The sequence below is a fragment of the Vibrio sp. 10N.247.311.12 genome (assembly GCF_041467515.1).
Lineage (GTDB): Bacteria > Pseudomonadota > Gammaproteobacteria > Enterobacterales > Vibrionaceae > Vibrio > Vibrio crassostreae_C.
In genome coordinates this window covers 1-18,079 of record NZ_JBFSUV010000016.1, presented here as the reverse complement: position 1 = coordinate 18,079, position 18,079 = coordinate 1, and the positions used below count along the sequence as shown (strand labels likewise).

Genomic DNA, 18,079 nt, shown 5'->3' with positions numbered 1-18,079 from the left:
CATGATGAATCTAGCTGATTTTGCGATCAAACAACGCACCTTCATCCTGTTTTTCACTGCATTGAGTGTTATCGCAGGCCTGTTTTCTTACTTTGATCTTGGCAAGCTCGAAGATCCAAGCTTCACCATCAAAACGGCCGTCGTAGTAACGCTCTACCCCGGAGCTTCTGCGGAAGAAGTGGAACAGCAAGTTACTGATACCGTCGAAACTAAACTGCAAGAGATGGGGTCATTAAACCGACTTCGTTCACTGTCTCGCCCTGGCATGTCGATGGTGTTTGTCGATCTCAAAGAATCTCTTAATTCAAAAGCACTTCCTCAAGAGTGGGACTTATTGCGTCGCAAAGTATCTGACATGAAGCTGTTACTGCCTTCGACTGCACAGATCAGTGTCGTACAAGACGAGTTTTCTGAAGTCTATGGCATGCTTTTCTCTATCCACAGTAAAGATGCATCGCCTGCTGAACTAAGACGTTACGCAGAAGAGTTGCAACGTCGAATTAAAACCGTCGATGGTATTAAGAAGATCGAATTACATGGCGTTCAACCACGCGTTGTTCATATCGACATCCCAGATGAAAGGTTGGCGCAATACGGCCTATCTATCACACAAGTTTGGTCGCAGCTGAATACGCAAAACATGGCCTTCGATGCCGGTAAGTTTTCAGCAGGAACTGAGCGAATCCGAGTTCAACAGTCGAGTGAGTTTGGTTCATTAGACGACATCAAAAACCTGATGATCAAAGGCGGCGTGAGTGAATTAGGAACCAGCTTAATCCGCTTAGGCGATATTGCAGACGTCACAATGGGCTACCAAGAGCCAATGATGACAGAGAACCGCTACAACGGCGTACCAGCAGTCACATTAGCGATGAGCCCAGTCACCGGCATAAACGTGGTATCACTTGGTGATGAAATCAATCAAATCGTCAGCGATTTTCAAGCAACCCTGCCGTTAGGTGTTGATATCGCGACAGTTGCTAACCAGCCGGAAGAAGTTCAGAAATCGATCGACAACTTCGTGAGTAACTTGCTAGAGAGTGTCGCGATTGTATTCATCGTCCTGTCTATATTCATGGGGCTAAAAAGCGCAACCATTGTCGGCTCAAGCTTACTGCTGACTATCTTGCTGACGCTTATCTACATGAACATCGCGTCAATCGATTTACACCGAGTTTCGCTAGGTACCTTCATTCTTGCGCTCGGCATGTTGGTAGATAACGCCATTGTCATCACCGATATGATGATTGTGAAAATCAACAAAGGCATCGACCGAACCAAAGCCGCAATTGATTCTGTTAAAGAGACAGCCACACCACTCTTTGGTGCGACAGTCATTGCTATTATGGGTGCGAGCCCTGTTATCTTTTCAAAAACCGATGCCGCTGAGTTCGCAAGCTCAGTATTCCTAATTATCGCCTCTTCACTGTTGTTGTCATGGTTTGTCGCAATGACCTTTACAGCTTTGATGTGTTGGTTCTTCATCAAGCCAACTAAGCAAGCTGACAATACCAAAGTAAGCTTATACCGTAAGAGCGTAAACTGGACGGTAGATAACCCACTCAAAGCACTGACGGGACTTATTCCGCTGATCTTGGTCACTGCATTGGCTATCCCGAATATTGCCGTTAACTTTATTCCACAAGCCGACAGACCCATTCTGTTCTTAGATTACTGGCTGCCAAATGGCACCAAGATTGAACAGACCTCAGAAGACATGCAGCGTATCGAACAATGGTTGTTAGAGCAGCCGGAAGTCGAGAGTATTTCAACGTACATTGGTGCTGGCGCTCCTCGTTTCTCAGTGACCATTGAGCCAGAGCCGTTTGACTCTGCTTACGGTCAGATCTTGATTAACGCGACCGATTTCCCTTCACTCAGCCCGTTGATTGCGCGTGGCGACAAATGGTTAATGGAAGAGTTTCCAAACGCCGATCCTCGCTTTAGAAGCTTAAAGCTTGCGACTTCGGATAAATTCAGTGTTGAAGCGCGTTTTTCAGGCCCAGATATCGAGGTACTGCACGGCTTATCTGAACAAGCGAAAGCTATCTTTGCTCGACACCCAGACACCAAGTACGTGCGTGACGACTGGCGTCAAAAGAGCAAAGTGCTAGAACCTGTCATCAACCAAGACAAGATGCGTCTTGCAGGCATTAACCGTGCAGATATTGCATTCGCGATGAAACGCGCGTCAGAAGGCATGCCGCTGGGTCGTATGAACTTAAACGACGAACTGGTGACGATTCAACTGCGTGGTACAGAAAGCTCTATTCAATCGCTAGAAACTTTGCCGGTACGTTCTTTATTGGGCATCCACAGCGTTCCACTAGGTCAAGTCATTGACGGGTTTGAGCTTACAAGCGAAGAGACCATGATTTGGCGTCGTGACCGAGTAAAAACCATCACAGCACAAGCTGGCGTTGGTCGCTACACCACACCTGCAGCAGTGAGAGACTCAGTTAAAGAACAGATAGAATCCATTCACCTTCCACACGGTTACCACTTGGAATGGGGTGGCGAATATTACGACGAGCATAAAGCGGTCAGCGATATTCTTAAACAGCTACCTAAAGCGATGTTGTTGATGGTGATCATCCTAGTTGCGATGTTTAACGGCTTCAAACAGCCAGTGATCATCTTCACCACCCTACCGCTTGCGGCGACGGGTGCAACGTTCAGCTTGTTGCTGTTGGATAAACCGTTCGGCTTCATGGCGTTGATTGGCGCGGTAACGTTGACAGGTATGATCATCAAGAACGGCATCGTGTTGATGGACCAGATCGAGCTTGAACGTAAAAACGGTCGCTCATTGTCTGATGCAATCAAAGAAGCCACCGTGAACCGTACAATGGCGATCTCTATGGGCGCACTCACTACTGCACTTGGCATGATCCCGCTGCTTAGTGATCTGCTATTTGACCAGATGGCGGCAACCATTATCGGTGGTTTGGCTGCGGCAACCGTGTTGTCTCTGTTTGTGATGCCTGCGCTGTACAAGCTTTTCTATCGAACCCAAGAAAAGAATACGGTAGAAGAAGCCATCAAAGACGCCGTGATCGTGCTTGATGCAACGCCTCAGTCTACAAACAGCGGCACTCCAACCTCATTCAACAAGGAGCAATAAACATGTATCCATTAACGAAGTTTAAAGTGGCTCCTATTGCTCTCGCCTTGTTGCTGACAGGTTGTGCGGTTGGCCCCGATTACGAAGAACCTCAAACCACCATGGCTGAGACCTTCTTATATAGCCAAGGTGATGTGAACCAAGACAGCGTGAGCCAAAACGAACAGCACAATCATTGGTGGACACAGTTCAATGACCCAACGCTGAATCAGTTAGTGGCCGATGTTCAAAACCAGAACATCCCACTTAAATTGGCCGCCGAGCGAATCAACATGGCGAACTCATATAAGAGCGTTGTTGAGTCATTCAAAGTTCCGACCATCAATGTCGGCGGCGGTTATTACAACTACCAACTGAGTGAGAACGACTCCCTACTCGGCCCGGTATTTGGTGCCTCTGATGCGGTTGAATCGGCCACAGGTATGTCGTTATTGGAAGCCCAACACGATGGTGGGTTCTTAGGAGCGAGCATCGCATGGGAAATGGACTTGTTTGGACGTATCGATAAGCAATCCAACGCGGCGACGATTCGAGTTGAACAAGCCGAGATATTCCAATCGGGTTTGAATACCTTGATCACTGCCGATGTCATTCACAACTACCTGCAATATCGTGGCGCTCAAGAGCGAAAAGCGATCGCACTAGAGAACATAGCCGACCAAAAGCAGACTTTAGAACTGGTCACTAAAGTTGTTCGCAGCGGCTATGGCTCGGAGTTAGATCTTGCTCAAGCCAAAGCCATGCTTGCCGCGACTGAATCCATTGTTCCTCAACTTGAAATCGCAGAGCAAGTTCACAAACAACGCATGGCAGTGTTGTTAGGCGAATCACTTACGAGCGTGAACCAACGTTTAGTGGGTGAATTTACCTTGCCGAGAATGAAGGATGTGATTCCTACAGGCTTACCTTCTGACTTGTTAGAACAACGCCCAGACATCCGAATTGCAGAACGCGAAATGGCAGCCATTAACGAAGAACTCGGCGCAAGCATTGCTAATCGCTATCCAAAATTCTTCCTAACGGGTACGCCAGGAGTAACTGCAGGAAGTTTTGATGACCTATTCAGTAGCGATTCATTCGGTTGGGCGGCATCTGCTGGCATCAGTTGGAATGTGTTCGATGGTGGCCGAGGCGAAGCCTTGGTAGAGATGAACGAAGCAAGGTTCCGTTCTGCAGCGCTTAACTACCAACACTCGGTAGACAGCGCCTTTGCAGAAGTCGATTCAAGCTTGTTTGCCTATGGCCGTAGCCAAGAGAACCAAAAGCGCATCGATGAAGCCACCCTCGCCGTCGATAATGCAGTGAGCAAAGCAAAGTCACTCTATAAAGCCGGCCTAGTCGATTACTTATCGGTGTTAGACGCACAAAGACAACAAAAAGCGATGCAAGATCGCCAAGTGGCCGCCAAGCTTCAAACCGCCAACACCACGATTGCGGTGTATAAAGCCTTAGGTGGCGATTGGAAAGTCGCTAATGAAACAAAGAGTGTCGAATTAGCTCACGCTAAGTAGGCTCGCTGTTCTCAGCTGAACGATGCAATAAGCATAAAAAAAATACCGCCGTTGATTACGGCGGTATTTTTGTTACTAAAAGTCGCTGTAGCAATTGTGCACTTATGTTTAACGGATACGTACCTTTCCAATTGGGTTTAAACGACTAAATCGGTATTTGGGGTAATAGATCCAAAACAGTTCTTCGTTCTTAGAGTCTTGAGCTATCAATAACTCAACCTCGCCAGAGTTAATAACAATACGTACTTTACTTTTTGACAAAGGTTTCGTTCTATTCATCGTTACGTAGTTACTACTTCTCAAAGAATCTAACAATTTAGATTCTTCAAACTCCTCATGAGCCTCCACAACAAAACTCGACACGCTCAGCTCTTCAGCTAGGATATTTCGGATTTGATACTTCTGAGAGAGAAACAGAACGATACTGATTGCTGCGACTCCACTTAAGAGAATCAACGCTTTTATATTTTTACGCCAGACCCCAACAAAAAGTGCTGAAAGTAAGCTTACAATAAAAACTAAGGAGGTAACCGTAAACCAAATATCTAAATAATCGCCCATAATTACCCTATTCACCTCAACCTAGTTTAAGTACCCCTGATCATGTCTTCCATGACGAAAGTGAACTATTTTCGCGACAATCTGTGACTAGGAATTAGACGCATCGTTGCTGTCTGTATCTACGGTTTTGATCAGAGGACCTGCGCACTCGACAAAATCACCGATATCAAAAGTATCTGGCGCATCCGCTCCGCCCGTCACACCAAAACTGCCTTTCACCGCTGGATCTTTATCAGTCTTATCTACGTCTAAAATGATCTCTACTTTATACGTGTGACCATCAGGAAGGAGTTTTGCACACTCTTCCAGTGTTGAAGCGGTAGCACTCATGCTGAAACCGAATAAACACACCGCAAGTACACTACTTTTCATTTTCAACATAATTAAACCTCTCGAAGACTATAGAAACATCATACCAATAATCGACTCATCTTCACGGGAATTGCCATAAAACGTCTAAAAAACATAACGTTGGTTATCTATGAACGCTATTTTGGCGCTTCTGACTCTGTAAAGTTGGTTTTAAAAGTGAAGGCATACGGCGTATCACCGGTTTCTCTGAGGTGTTCAAGTCGCTCTATCGCCTCTTCGAGTGTGGGAATATGCTCTTCTTCAATCCACCAAAGAACATAAGTATCTTCAGGTAAACGATGAAACCAATCCCCCTTTCGGCGCATAAAATCACGGTGGTGTGTGCGGAACATGAAGTTCTTTAACGAATCCACAGAGTCCCACACCGACATGTTCACAATCATATTAGGATCATCGAAAGCTTGGATATTGGTGGCGTCACCAGATTCATCTTTCAGACGCCAAACAAACCCTTCACTGCTTTCTGCGATTCCATTAACCAACTCTAAGTTATCGACAAACTCTTTTATTTCCGGCGCATCTAACGGGTATTTTGCCAGAGCGATATTTAACTGAGCTAATTTCATAATGTTTCTTCCTTGATAAATTATGAGTAGAAAATTTCAAACGCACCGACTGATACTAAGACAACTAAAGAACAGCCACGCCTTCAACTTCAATCACTGAGTTAACATTTGCTCGCTCGATTATCTTGAGTAACGTCGTTTGAACTAACTCATTATCTCGGATTTCGGTTTCACAAGAAAAACGCTCTTCTTGAACACCATCGCCCTCACCCAGCATAAATTGAACCGCGACTTCCGTTGCGAGATCTTTGGTCGTCCCGTAATACGCTAACGTGATTTTTGGGTATCCGTGGTCGCCTTTTTTAACCTGCTTTGCGATACGTTTTTTGGCTTTATCTAAATTCATACAACTTCCTTTTAAGTTTGAAATACAAGGTGACTAGAACACCTTTTTAAACGGTAAGCAATACAATCAGCGTTGGTTATAGAGATTCCCTAGCCTCTTGATACTAATCAAGATGGTACAGTCTTAGCACTTTAAAGAGTGATAGCTAGAACCCAGAAAACCTGTTTAAGAAATATAATGACAACATATAAGAATTACGCGCCAAGAAGCGGTAGATGTTTTCGTTGTTGATAAGTTAAGGCTAACTCTAAGCACTGCTTGATTGGTGCTTTGGGAAGTGGTTCAGTTAGGTTCAAGACGATTGCCCGATTACCTTGAAATACCAATGTGCCATCGTGCAATTCTCTGAATGTGTCGACTAGCTTCGTTTGACAGTTAAAGAACAAGTAATAGTTGTTTGGTGACTTCAATTTCCAGTCGATTCGAATTGGGCTGCCCGTCTTAACGCTGTAACTCGGCTCGCCCCATTTCAGAGACTCTTCGACTTCAGCTAGTTCCAAATCAGAGCAAAGCTCAAAGATTAATGAACGCAACTCTTCAAGCCGAGCTCGAACATCATCGGGATACTCGTCGAAATGTGTTTTGATTGCTTGGTCCATTGAACCTCCGATCCACTTGTTGAGATATTAAAATGCAGCTCACTTAAAGCATACAGCCTTAAAAATTAGTCCAACTCAAAACGAAAAGTGCCAAGCCTCGTAAATCACTTTTGCGTTATCTATTCGTTAGCGGTTTTCAAGGCCAGCTTTAAACCGTCCGTATCCTTACAACCAATGTAAACATGCTTTCCATTGTTTAGCCTTAACTTCAGGGCTGAACCTATCGATGCATTATACAACCAACCGTCGCTCAGCATTCGGATACCAATACCTTGATACCACTTGCTTTGATAAAACGATGTCTCTGTAATGTCTGACACTTCTACATTTTTACGCCAAAAGCCAAAGCCGAAATACCAGCTTAGTACATTGTCTTTGACCTCAATGGTCATGGAGAAAAAGAGCAAAGCAATTAAACCATTGATGGCGTGAGCGACTAATGTCCCGGGGTTATTATCCGAGGTAACGACAATGAAAGCACTTATCGCAACAAGGATGAGCAGCAATCCCTTGTTGGATTCCTTGCTATAAAACACAGTGGCAACTCCTATAGACAACGAACAATCCACTAACTAGCCAACAGTTATCTGACTGCAGCCTTTCTAAATAATCGTAGTAAGTAATGCAGGCATACTCCCACAACCAAACCAAGTAGCATCGCCTTGATACTACCAACCCAAAGTATCAAACCAGAATAACCTTGTCCCGGACCTAAGCCTTGTTTATTAATCACATCGACAAACATAAAACCGTTCCACAGCACATGCAGTGAGGCTGTAAATCCATGCACACAAATTGCGATGGTTCCAAGTAACTTGTACTTGCTAATGACTGGTGCGCCACAAAAAATGACAACAAGCGCAAAGGTAAAAATCAGAGGGCCAGACAATACTAAAGTGAGTGTGGTTATTTCAACGTGGCTCTCTATGCCATAACTGTATGTACAAAATACCATTGTCATTGAAAACAAAAGCGAAATGAGTGCGAACCATAGCGTTCTATTCATTGGGGTTCCCTGCCTTAATAGTGGGTTTAGGACAAATTCGATAATCGACAGGAAGAACTAATTACCAAAAATACGGCATGAGAAATGCCCTTGTTACTCTACTATTCGATGGACGACTCAGACTTTCATAAACCCAATGTAACGGAAGACTTAGAACACAAGCTAGGCAATATAGCTTCGGCTATATTGAACCACGAGCATAGACTGAAGACAGGTGCTACGACGGAACAAGTAAGGTAGGCTCTACTCATCAAACGATGAGCAATCCACGTATATCAGCATGAGAACCGACGACATTACTTGCTTCATCTATGTAATAACACTATCCCTTAAATAACAAGAAAGGCTCTATAAATGCGGGAGCAGAAACTTCTACGCTCTTATTGACAGAGGGGGTCATATCGCCCAATTAAGGTGTGAAGCACACTACCACAACACTTAAATTGGACGCCGTAATCACTAAACTAAACTCAAACTGAAAATGCCAAGCGTGCTGAATCACTCTTAAATTACTTGTTGAACGAAGCCGCTACGCGGCAGAGTAAAACGAGTGCGAACCATACTCTTGTAACACCATCACCCTGATGGTCGTTCACAGGAGTAACCCCATGAAACCCGATGACTTAAAACGTTACAACACCCTTTATGAACAACACCTTACCAACCTAAAGCTGCAAGGTAAACGACCCGCGACCATTGATGCCTATTCCCGTGCGGTTCGTCGGATCACCGCTCATTTCGACCGAGCCCCTGATACATTAACGACCTCTGACCTCAAACAGTTCTTCGCGTCTCTTATTCAAACCCACTCGTGGAGCACCATAAAACTCGATCGTAATGGCTTGCAGTTTTTCTATCGCTACACGCTCGATAAACAGTGGGAGTGGCTCAATATCGTCAAACCGCAGCAAGTCAGTTCGCTCATCACTCACACGCGACAAGTGCGCTACCAAGTCTTCTTCTTAACACTTTATAGTATGGGGTTGCGCCTTGGTGAAGGGCTGAATCTTATGGTTCACGATATCGACAGCCAAACGATGCGAGTCCATATGCGGGAAGGAAAAGGCGGAATGGGGTTCACTGCCGTGCTTCATACTAATAGCCGACAACGAAACTTGCACCCACATCTACACATTATTGTGGCGGCGGGCCAATACAATGCGTCAAGGCAAGAGTGGCACAAAGGCAACAAGCATTATCTTTTTAACGCGTTTGCTTTAGCCCAAGTATGGCGGGCAAGAATGCTAGAAACCATCAAGCAACATCCGATGTTATGGCTGCCTAATGGCATACCAAAGCAATGGGTGGTCGATTGCAGACAAGTAGGATACGGCCAGTCTGCTCTGAGCTATTTGTCACGCTATCTCTATCGCGGTGTACTGCCTGATGAAGATATCATCAAAGTCACCAATGATACGGTCACCTTCCGCTATAAAGAGAGCAAGACAAACGCATGGCGAACGCGCACCTTACCCACCCTCAAGTTCTTGCTGCTCATTTTACAGCACGTGCTGCCCAAAGGGTTACAACGAGTACGAGACTACGGTTTTCTACGTGGTCAGGCACACGCCTTACGGGTTCGCATTCAGTTGCTACTGTTGAATTTACTCTACCTCATGCCGCCGTTAACTGTGCCAATAAGGACTAAAGCAATACGAGTATGCCCCTGCTGCCAGCATGAGATAGCGTGTGTCGGAGTAAGTCGACCCACGTAGCCGAAAGGCATGAATAATAAGGATAATGGCAAAAGTGAAATAAGAGGAGAATTGACGAAAGACAGCGACAAAATAGCTAACTGATTGATAAGATTGCTATCGCAACCTTATCTTGACCTCGCTCGCCTTGAGAAAAGTATCAAGGCGGCGTGCCCTTCAAATCCAATCGTACAATTTACTTAATAAAGAGGCTTCGGGCTTGTTCAACACTCGGGATTTAACGTTGGCTACTCAACGCTTAATCCTTATTAGTTATTTTTTACCACAAATAACTACTTTGTTCAACGCATTTCAAGAAGTGAATTACCAGCCTAACCCACTTGACCGCCAGAGACACGAAACACAAGGCGACTAGTTCCACTTCCGTGCCCCCAGCCCAATGAAGCAACTCAGACGAATTGCAAAGGGACAAAGAACTAGAGCCTAAGAACTTTAAATCATTGAAGTACAGTTAAATATAACGCCTTACTAACGGGAACTTACGCCATACCACCCAACTTAATTATTATTGTGCCATAAACACGGAACTAAGTTTGCGACTGAGTTCGCCAAGCGTTAGGAGTCGTCGTTAGGCAAATTGCCATGTCAACCTCTAGGTGGGAATATCGATTATTCCCTTGAATATTGTGAAACCAATGTAGAATTCACTCAAAATTTTATTAGGTGTCTAAAAATGAAAAAAGTATTACTTACGGTAATGACAGGATTTGCCCTCTCAGGATGCGCCGGAATTATGTCTGGCGGTGACGATAAACTTACAGTCGCAACGACCACATCTGATGCAAAAATTTATGTAGACGGACGATACTTGGGTGAAGGAAGAATCAGTACACAAGTTAAACGTGGCGACAACTACGAAATTCGTATCAACAAAGAAGGTTGTGCGACAATTTATGAAACTACAGGTGATAAATTAGATGGTTGGTTTTGGGCAAATATCCTTATCGATTGGGGAATTATTTCCATGCCAGTCGATTTAATCAGTGGCTCGGCTTGGAAGCTAGATAAGGAAGAGTACATTCTAATTCCCGAATGTGATTAATCACCCTGAGGCGGGGTCTAGCTCGCCTCATTAAAATTTTACTGATTTCAACGCCAAATTAAGTAGCGAGCAACGCTGTCATCTTCCTGAACCAATGTGTCGTAAACACTAAAGCTAATTAAAACCAAAAGTGCCAAGTGTTGCGAATCTGCTTAAATTTATTGTTAAGCAAGTTCTTACTTCACACGCTGGTCTTGTCTTTTAGCTGCTTTTCGTGGAGCTTCTGGTGTTTTACCATGTAACTCTTCAAGTTCTTTTGGCTCTGTAATACCTTTTTTAACAATAAAATTGATGAGATCAAAAAGCTTCGATGCTACAAAGTCAAAGTCCTCATCTGACATTTCGCCTGGATGAACAGCGTTATTACCTGTAATTCTAACTGTATCCGCAACTTTGATAACCATTGGTGGCAATACGTTTTTTTTCAGCTAAAGTACGAATGTCATTATTTATGTTTTTCCCCTTTCGCCGAGATGCTTACATAATTTTTGTAGTCCAAGCCTAAGTAAAGCCGCAGCACCGCGTGGAGATTTATTGAAGATACTAGCAGCTTGTTCATAGTCACGTTTTACATCTTCTGGCATATCTATTTCATCAGGGCTTGCACTACCTCGGTCAGGAAAAACCATAACACCTGATAGATCAGTTGCACCGAAAATTTCATGTCTCTGTCTTTCAAGTACATGCCAAAGAGAAACTTGTTTGCATCGGCTACAAGTTGCCTCTTGAAACATAGAATCTTTGCCACGGTTACTTAAAATGGACCAATCCATGTGAGTATAAGTGTCACATGTCGGACAGCTAAATCCCTCACCTAGAAATTCTGGGGAAATATACTTCATTAATTATTTACTCCATTTGCGTAACAGCTATTAGACCGAAAAATTCTGCATTTAAATACAGAATCATTCTATCTAGTTTCATATGCATATTAATTTACCACGATTAATCACAGCATTTCAGTGACTTAAAACATAGATAAACTCATTGAATGACAGAATGTAGAATATTTCCATATAGTATGAATTTCGTAAAAACCCCGAGCAACTGGATATAAACACAGTCTCCTTACACATGCCCCAAACACAAAAAAGCCTGCCATCTATGCGAACATAAATGGCAGGCTTTATACGTTAGTTAAGCTTGTGTGTGGCTAGCTTACGCGGCTTCGAATGCGAGGGCTTTCTTCTCTACTTGGCGGAAGATCAGCGTTAGTATGCCGTTTACTGCTAGGTAGAATGCGCCAGCAATACCGAACACCGTTAGTGTGTCGTAGGTTTGGCCGTTGATACGCTGAGCGTAACCCATCAAATCCATGATGGTGATGGTGCTTGCCAGTGACGTACCTTTGAAAACTAGAATCACTTCGTTCGAGTAAGCTGGAACGGCGCGGCGTAGTGCATATGGCAGTAACACTTTCAGCGTTGCGATTTTGTCCATACCAAGTGCGCGACATGCTTCCCACTGCCCTGCTGGAATGGCGTTGAATGCGCCTCTGAACAGTAGCGTGCTGTATGCCGCCGTGTTCAAAGCTAATGCTAACATGGCACAGAACCAAGGTTGGCTTAACCAAGTCCACATGAAGCTTTCACGAATCCAATCGAACTGACCCGGGCCGTAATACACCAAGAAGATCTGCACCAACAATGGTGTGCCGGTGAACAGCGTGATGATGCCACGTGTTAACCAGTGAATCGAAGGTATTCTTAGGATTAGCGTTACCGTCATCAGCAGTGACAAGATACAACCAACCAGCAATGAAGCGCCTGTGAGTTGAAGACTGGTCACTAAGCCTTCAAGCATTTGAGAGAGGTATTGTTGATTCATGCCATTGCCCCTTTGTTACCCAAACCTTGAATAGAGAACTTACCATCAATCACTTTTACCAATCTTTGTGTGATTAAAGTGATGACCAAGTAGATTGCTGCTGCTGTCGCGTACCAAGTAAATGCTTCGTGCGTTGCAGCGGATGTTAGTTGTGCTTGTTTCAACAAATCCGTTACGCCAATCAGCGATACTAATGCAGTGTCTTTCAGTAACACTAACCATTGGTTGGTTAACCCTGGTAGTGCGTGTCTTACCGCTTGAGGTAATACGATACGAAAGAATGCACGAGACTGAGAAATACCAAGCGCGCTTGCTGCTTCTCTCTGCCCTTTGCTTACTGCTTTTAATGCACCACGCAAGGTTTGCGAAGCGTAAGAAGCAAAGATAAGTGACAGTGCAACAACACCAGATAAGAACGGGCTCACTTCTATGAAGTCGCCAGTGATCATGAACAGAACTTGTGTCGAACCAAAGTAGATAAACAGTACGACCAGAATTTCTGGTAAACCACGAACAATCGTCACAAATGCAGTCGTTGGCCATTTGATTGCAATACGACGAGACATCTCACCACTTGCAAACAAAACTGCTAGAACCAATCCAACCAATAGGCTTACGAATGCAAGCTGAACAGTCATCCAGCTTGCTTCGACGAGCCCTAAAGAGTAACCCGTTAGTTCCATAAATTACTTACCGAAGTACTTGTTGAAGATCTTATCGTATTCGCCGTTCGCTTTTACTGCTGCAAGTGCAACGTTAAGCTGGTCTACAAGTTCTTGGTTGCTCTTGTTTACTGCGATGCCAAAGCCGTTACCGAAGTACTCTTGGTTTGTTACTTGGTCGCCAACGTACGTTAGGTTGTCTTCTTTCTTGAACCATTCTGCTACAACGGCTGTGTCACCGAATACAGAATCGATACGACCGTTTTTCATGTCGATGAATGCATCTTGGTAGCTTGAGTAAGGTACCGCTGTTACGCCAGTCATTTGCTCAAGTAGGAAGCTCTGGTGAGTAGAACCGTTTTGAACGCCAACACGCTTACCTTCTAGTGCTGCTTGGTCTGCTACTTTGCCTTCAAAAGAAATGAATGCTGCAGAGTTATCGTAGTATGCGTTAGAGAAGTTCACTTGTTTAAGACGCGCTTCTGTGATGTCCATTGCCGAGATAGCCGCATCGTAACGTTTGAATTTAAGTGCAGGGATCAAGCTATCGAATGCTTGGTTGTGGAAAGTACACGTTGCTTTCAGCTCTTCACAAAGTGCGTTTGCTAAGTCTACGTCAAAACCCTGAATTTGGTTGTTCTCATCCATGTATTCGAATGGTGCGTACGTTGCTTCCATCGCGAATTTGATTTCTTCTTTAGCCGCTGCGTTAAAAGAAGCAAGGCCGATAAGTGAAGCTAGTAGAATCTTTTTCATTTTGTTACTCCGAATACTGTGTAATAGCGGCCTGTGGCCATTCTTATAATTTGATTGTTTTAATTGATGTTGTGTTTAGCTAGATCTAGTGAGTCAACTTTCTTTTAATAAGTGACTTACTTAATGAGTCAGATACTCGGCAAACTCAGGTGTCTGCGGATTAACGAATGAATCGCTGGTGCCGTGTTCAACGATGTACCCTTTCTCTAGGTACAGAACGTGGCTAGCAATCTTCTTCGCGAAATCGACTTCATGCGTCACGACCACTTGGGTAATGCCCGTTCCGCTCAATTCTTTAATAATGCTCACGACTTGGTTGGTGATCTCAGGATCAAGCGCCGCTGTTGGTTCATCAAACAACAACACATCCGGTTTCATCATCAGCGCACGTGCAATCGCAACACGCTGTTGTTGACCGCCAGACAGTTGAAGTGGCCAAGCGTCTGCTTTGTCGGCAAGTTGAAGTGTCTTTAGGACTTCTTGCGCTTGCTTAATCGCTTCTTGCTTATCCAAACCCGCCACTTTGGTTGGTGCTTCAATCAAGTTTTCCATCACCGTCATGTGTGGCCATAAGTTGTATTGCTGGAACACCATGCCGACTTTACGACGAAGTTTAAGCCCCTGCTTCTCTTGGATTTGGCTTGAAAAATCGAATTGCTCATTCGCAATGTCTAATTCGCCGTTGTCCGCGATTTCAAGCAGGTTCAAAACACGCAGTAATGAACTCTTGCCCGCGCCGCTTGGGCCAAGCAATACCAAGGTTTCGCCACTCTCACAGTCGAAACTGATGTCGTGAAGAACTTGGGTATCACCGTATGATTTGTTGATGCTCTTTACTTGAATACTCATGCCACAATACTGCATTAATTGTCATTTGTTGGTTATTCTATTCAATCCGAGTTTTTATGCAAGAAAAATGTATAAAAAACTACTTTGTTGAATTTTTGTAACAAATATTCCACAAAAAACAGTCGCTATAACTGGTCTTACAACCAAAACTTACAAGTCATTGATAAAGCTAATATCGAGATAAATAGCAAACGTTTTGCTATCAATTTATAAATCATCGCACGGTTGCTTGTTTATGTGTGCACTCTCCTATCAACGCTAATTTACTTGCATAAAAACTAGGGTTAAATAGCTTGGTTTCCTATCCAACTGACTGGATCAAAATGCTTAGTTTTCCTTTAAGGTCGTTTCGAATTATTCACTTAGTGTTGATGAAATATTGGAAATTGAGTTTCCTAGGGAGCGTCACAGCGCAATAAATGCTTTAATGGGTTCGATTCTCAACAACAATTACTGCCCAGCGAACAACGCGCAGTACAGGCAATAAGTCATAAAGCAATTAGCCATAAGCAACAAGCAACAAGCAACAAGCCATCTATTTTTAAAGCGACAACACATTAAGGCAGTCATATGCAAAACGATGTCTCTTCTACGCTCGACTCGAACCAGCGACAGACTCAGCGATCGACTCAACAAGCGCCAGAACCCAAACCTGAGAAAAAAAGCCTCAGTATTTTGTTTGAGCTGAGTAAATTCATTCAGCCTTATAAAGGTCGTGTTATTGCTGCGTTGATCGCGTTGATCTTCACAGCGAGCTTAACCCTTTCAGTCGGACACGGTATTCGTCTTCTTATCGACCAAGGCTTCAGCCAACAATCGTTGTCAGACTTAGGCAGCGCGATTCAATTCATCATGGTGGTGGTCGTGCTGATCTCGATTGGCACCTTCTTCCGCTTCTATTTGGTCTCTTCTGTTGGTGAGCGAGTAAGTGCGGATATACGCCTGTCGGTTTTCAATCACGTGGTGACGCTGCACCCGAGTTACTTTGAAACCAATGGCAGTGGCGACATCATGTCGCGAATCACCACGGATACTACTCTGCTTCAAAGCATCATAGGTTCATCGTTCTCTATGGCGATGCGCAGCGCGTTGATGTGTATTGGTGCAATCATCATGCTGTTTGCGACCAATATTAAGCTGACGTTGATTGTATTGGCCTCGGTGCCATTTATCTTGATTCCGATCCTTGTTTATGGGCGCCGTGTAAGAGCCCTATCTCGCCAAAGCCAAGATTCCATGTCTGATGTGGGTTCTTACGCAGGTGAGGCAATTGAGCACATTAAAACGGTGCAAAGCTACAGCCGAGAAGAGCAAGAGAAAGCATCATTCGCGGTAGAAGTGGAAAAGGCGTATGAGATTGGTCGCCAGCGTGTAAAACAGCGCGCGATTCTTATTTCTGGCGTTATCGTGATTGTATTTAGTGCTATTGCAGGCATGCTTTGGGTTGGCGGCAGTGATGTTATCAACGGCACTATGTCGGCTGGTGACTTAGCGGCGTTTGTGTTCTACGCAATTATGGTTGCTTCATCGTTAGGTACGATTTCTGAAGTGATGGGTGAACTGCAACGCGCGGCAGGTGCGACCGAGCGATTAATCGAGATCCTACAAGTTGAAAGCCATATTGTTGCGCCAGTTGCGAATCCAACTTCGCTTGCTAACGTAACGCCAGAAGTTGCATTTGATGATGTGACCTTCTGTTATCCATCAAGACCGGACCAACCCGCAACAAGTAACCTCACGCTTACTGCCCATGAAGGCAAAGTGTTGGCACTGGTTGGCCCGTCTGGCGCAGGTAAAACTACCCTGTTCGAACTGCTGCAACGTTTCTACGACCCACAAGTGGGTAAGGTCACCTTAGGCGGTGTTGAACTGAATCAGTTTGATCCTAACGAGCTAAGAAAGCAGATGGCATTGGTACCGCAACAACCTGCTCTGTTCAGTAACGATGTGTTCCATAACATTCGCTACGGCAACCCGCAGGCAACAGGCGAGCAAGTGATCGAAGCGGCGAAGAAAGCGCACGCACACGAGTTCATTCAAAACCTACCTGATGGCTACAACAGCTTTCTTGGTGAACGTGGTGTAAGGCTTTCTGGTGGGCAGAGACAACGTATTGCCATCGCACGTGCCATCTTGAAAGATCCAAATATTCTATTGTTGGATGAAGCAACCAGCGCACTAGACAGTGAAAGTGAGCATCACGTACAACAAGCGTTAGAAGAGTTAATGCGTGGCAGAACGACGATCATTATCGCCCATCGATTATCAACAATTAAACACGCCGACCAAATTGCGGTGCTCGATAAAGGACAACTAGTAGACATCGGCGACCACCAGTCTCTCATCAATAGCTGCGAATTGTACCAACGCTTGGTTGAGCTGCAATTCAAACACCTTAGTGCCTAACTATTGGGTGGATGTGCAACTAAGTCACTGACATTGTGTGGTTTCAAGCTTCAAAAACTTAAATCACGCGTGTTGCAGTTTTGTTAATTTAGCGGTAGGGTTTTTATTCCAATAACAACTTATTCCGATGAAGGATAAGTAAATAACGTTAATTACACAGATAACAATAAGAGAGTTCGCATGGAAGCACTATTATCTGACTACCCGGTAGTAACAGAAATTCCTGTCGCTTGGGGAGAAATGGACGCACTCAATCACGTTAACAACGCTGTATATTTTCGCTATTTCGAAACCGCTCGCTTAGATTTTTTCAAGCACGTCGAGCTGATGGAAGAGATGGCGATTACCAAAGTTGGTCCTGTTCTTGGTGACACTTACTGTAAGTATTTCCGCCCAGTCACGTATCCAGATACCTTGATGGTCGGCTCACGTGTTACCGATATTCAAGATGACCGATTCACCATGGAATACGCGATTGTCAGTAAGGCTCAACAGAAACTGACGACCGTTGGCACTGCGACTATCGTGATGTTTGATTTTGCTTCGAACCAGAAAGCCCTGCTCTCGCTGCGCTTAACCAATGAAATCGAAAAGATGAACACGTTGAAAAGCCCATGCTTCAAACAAGAAGCCGTGACAGAATAACGTATTCGTTGGTTGAGAAAGATTCAGAAAGTTTCAGAATCGAGTAGGAGGAGGCCTCGCAGCCTCCGTCCTCTCACACCACCGTACAAGCG

Annotated in this window: 19 protein-coding genes; 6 read left to right on the top strand and 13 right to left on the bottom strand. The window is 44.5% G+C overall.

Features of this window, described 5'->3' with window-relative positions:
• Positions 1-4: 4 nt before the first annotated feature.
• Positions 5-3,124 carry an efflux RND transporter permease subunit gene (locus AB6E30_RS08965; RefSeq protein ID WP_372103358.1) on the top strand — a complete coding sequence of 1,040 codons (3,120 nt, stop codon included), beginning with the start codon at positions 5-7 and terminating at the stop codon, positions 3,122-3,124.
• A gap of 2 nt (positions 3,125-3,126) precedes the next feature.
• The gene (locus AB6E30_RS08960; RefSeq protein ID WP_372103329.1) at positions 3,127-4,635 is read left to right on the top strand and encodes an efflux transporter outer membrane subunit; all 1,509 of its coding nucleotides are present in this window, start codon (positions 3,127-3,129) and stop codon (positions 4,633-4,635) included.
• Between the two features lie 108 nt (positions 4,636-4,743).
• Here the strand turns inward: AB6E30_RS08960 and AB6E30_RS08955 are convergent, their stop codons facing one another.
• The 7 genes from AB6E30_RS08955 to AB6E30_RS08925 all read right to left on the bottom strand — a co-directional run bounded on the left by AB6E30_RS08955 (position 4,744) and on the right by AB6E30_RS08925 (position 8,085).
• Positions 4,744-5,196: a hypothetical protein gene (locus tag AB6E30_RS08955; protein ID WP_065675541.1), complete on the bottom strand. Its 453-nt coding sequence runs from the start codon at positions 5,194-5,196 to the stop codon at positions 4,744-4,746.
• An 87-nt stretch (positions 5,197-5,283) separates the two neighbouring features.
• The gene (locus AB6E30_RS08950; protein WP_136978477.1) at positions 5,284-5,580 is read right to left on the bottom strand and encodes a hypothetical protein; all 297 of its coding nucleotides are present in this window, start codon (positions 5,578-5,580) and stop codon (positions 5,284-5,286) included.
• Positions 5,581-5,684: 104 nt separating this feature from the next.
• Positions 5,685-6,134, bottom strand: coding sequence for a DUF3291 domain-containing protein (locus AB6E30_RS08945; RefSeq protein WP_122055378.1), 450 nt, complete (start codon positions 6,132-6,134; stop codon positions 5,685-5,687).
• Between the two features lie 64 nt (positions 6,135-6,198).
• Entirely contained in the window at positions 6,199-6,480 is a 282-nt protein-coding gene (locus tag AB6E30_RS08940; protein ID WP_017059577.1) for a hypothetical protein, read from the bottom strand.
• 194 nt (positions 6,481-6,674) lie between these two features.
• Positions 6,675-7,079: a DUF1801 domain-containing protein gene (locus AB6E30_RS08935; RefSeq protein ID WP_102320222.1), complete on the bottom strand. Its 405-nt coding sequence runs from the start codon at positions 7,077-7,079 to the stop codon at positions 6,675-6,677.
• A gap of 119 nt (positions 7,080-7,198) precedes the next feature.
• On the bottom strand, positions 7,199-7,636 hold the full coding sequence (locus AB6E30_RS08930; RefSeq protein WP_372103326.1) for a hypothetical protein: 438 nt from the start codon (positions 7,634-7,636) through the stop codon (positions 7,199-7,201).
• Between the two features lie 26 nt (positions 7,637-7,662).
• Positions 7,663-8,085 carry a hypothetical protein gene (locus AB6E30_RS08925; protein ID WP_137001803.1) on the bottom strand — a complete coding sequence of 141 codons (423 nt, stop codon included), beginning with the start codon at positions 8,083-8,085 and terminating at the stop codon, positions 7,663-7,665.
• A 608-nt stretch (positions 8,086-8,693) separates the two neighbouring features.
• On the opposite strand from AB6E30_RS08925, the gene AB6E30_RS08920 reads away from it, so the two are divergent.
• Positions 8,694-9,800 carry a transposase gene (locus AB6E30_RS08920; RefSeq protein WP_372103325.1) on the top strand — a complete coding sequence of 369 codons (1,107 nt, stop codon included), beginning with the start codon at positions 8,694-8,696 and terminating at the stop codon, positions 9,798-9,800.
• 673 nt (positions 9,801-10,473) lie between these two features.
• On the top strand, positions 10,474-10,842 hold the full coding sequence (locus AB6E30_RS08915; protein ID WP_372082630.1) for a PEGA domain-containing protein: 369 nt from the start codon (positions 10,474-10,476) through the stop codon (positions 10,840-10,842).
• A 176-nt stretch (positions 10,843-11,018) separates the two neighbouring features.
• On the opposite strand, the gene AB6E30_RS08910 is transcribed toward AB6E30_RS08915, so the two are convergent.
• The 6 genes from AB6E30_RS08910 to artP form a co-directional block, all read right to left on the bottom strand.
• Positions 11,019-11,246, bottom strand: a complete 228-nt coding sequence (locus AB6E30_RS08910) for a hypothetical protein (RefSeq protein ID WP_372082632.1) — start codon at positions 11,244-11,246, stop codon at positions 11,019-11,021.
• 45 nt (positions 11,247-11,291) lie between these two features.
• A complete protein-coding gene (locus AB6E30_RS08905; RefSeq protein WP_372082633.1) occupies positions 11,292-11,684 on the bottom strand; it encodes a hypothetical protein in 393 nt (130 codons plus the stop codon).
• Between the two features lie 316 nt (positions 11,685-12,000).
• Positions 12,001-12,669 (bottom strand): arginine ABC transporter permease ArtM, encoded by a 669-nt coding sequence (gene artM / locus AB6E30_RS08900; protein ID WP_372082635.1) that lies wholly within the window; start codon positions 12,667-12,669, stop codon positions 12,001-12,003.
• Positions 12,666-13,352, bottom strand: a complete 687-nt coding sequence (gene artQ / locus AB6E30_RS08895; RefSeq protein WP_017061822.1) for an arginine ABC transporter permease ArtQ — start codon at positions 13,350-13,352, stop codon at positions 12,666-12,668. Before artQ ends, artM begins: the two co-directional genes overlap by 4 nt.
• Positions 13,353-13,355: 3 nt before the next feature.
• Positions 13,356-14,087, bottom strand: coding sequence for a lysine/arginine/ornithine ABC transporter substrate-binding protein (locus AB6E30_RS08890; RefSeq protein WP_017070691.1), 732 nt, complete (start codon positions 14,085-14,087; stop codon positions 13,356-13,358).
• A 120-nt stretch (positions 14,088-14,207) separates the two neighbouring features.
• Positions 14,208-14,936: an arginine ABC transporter ATP-binding protein ArtP gene (gene artP / locus AB6E30_RS08885; protein ID WP_032545343.1), complete on the bottom strand. Its 729-nt coding sequence runs from the start codon at positions 14,934-14,936 to the stop codon at positions 14,208-14,210.
• A gap of 570 nt (positions 14,937-15,506) precedes the next feature.
• Here artP and AB6E30_RS08880 point away from each other — a divergent pair.
• Positions 15,507-17,342 carry an ABC transporter ATP-binding protein/permease gene (locus AB6E30_RS08880; protein ID WP_372103320.1) on the top strand — a complete coding sequence of 612 codons (1,836 nt, stop codon included), beginning with the start codon at positions 15,507-15,509 and terminating at the stop codon, positions 17,340-17,342.
• Positions 17,343-17,522: 180 nt separating this feature from the next.
• Complete coding sequence (locus tag AB6E30_RS08875) at positions 17,523-17,987, top strand: thioesterase family protein (protein ID WP_017061819.1); 465 nt, start codon at positions 17,523-17,525, stop codon at positions 17,985-17,987.
• Positions 17,988-18,079: the final 92 nt, after the last annotated feature.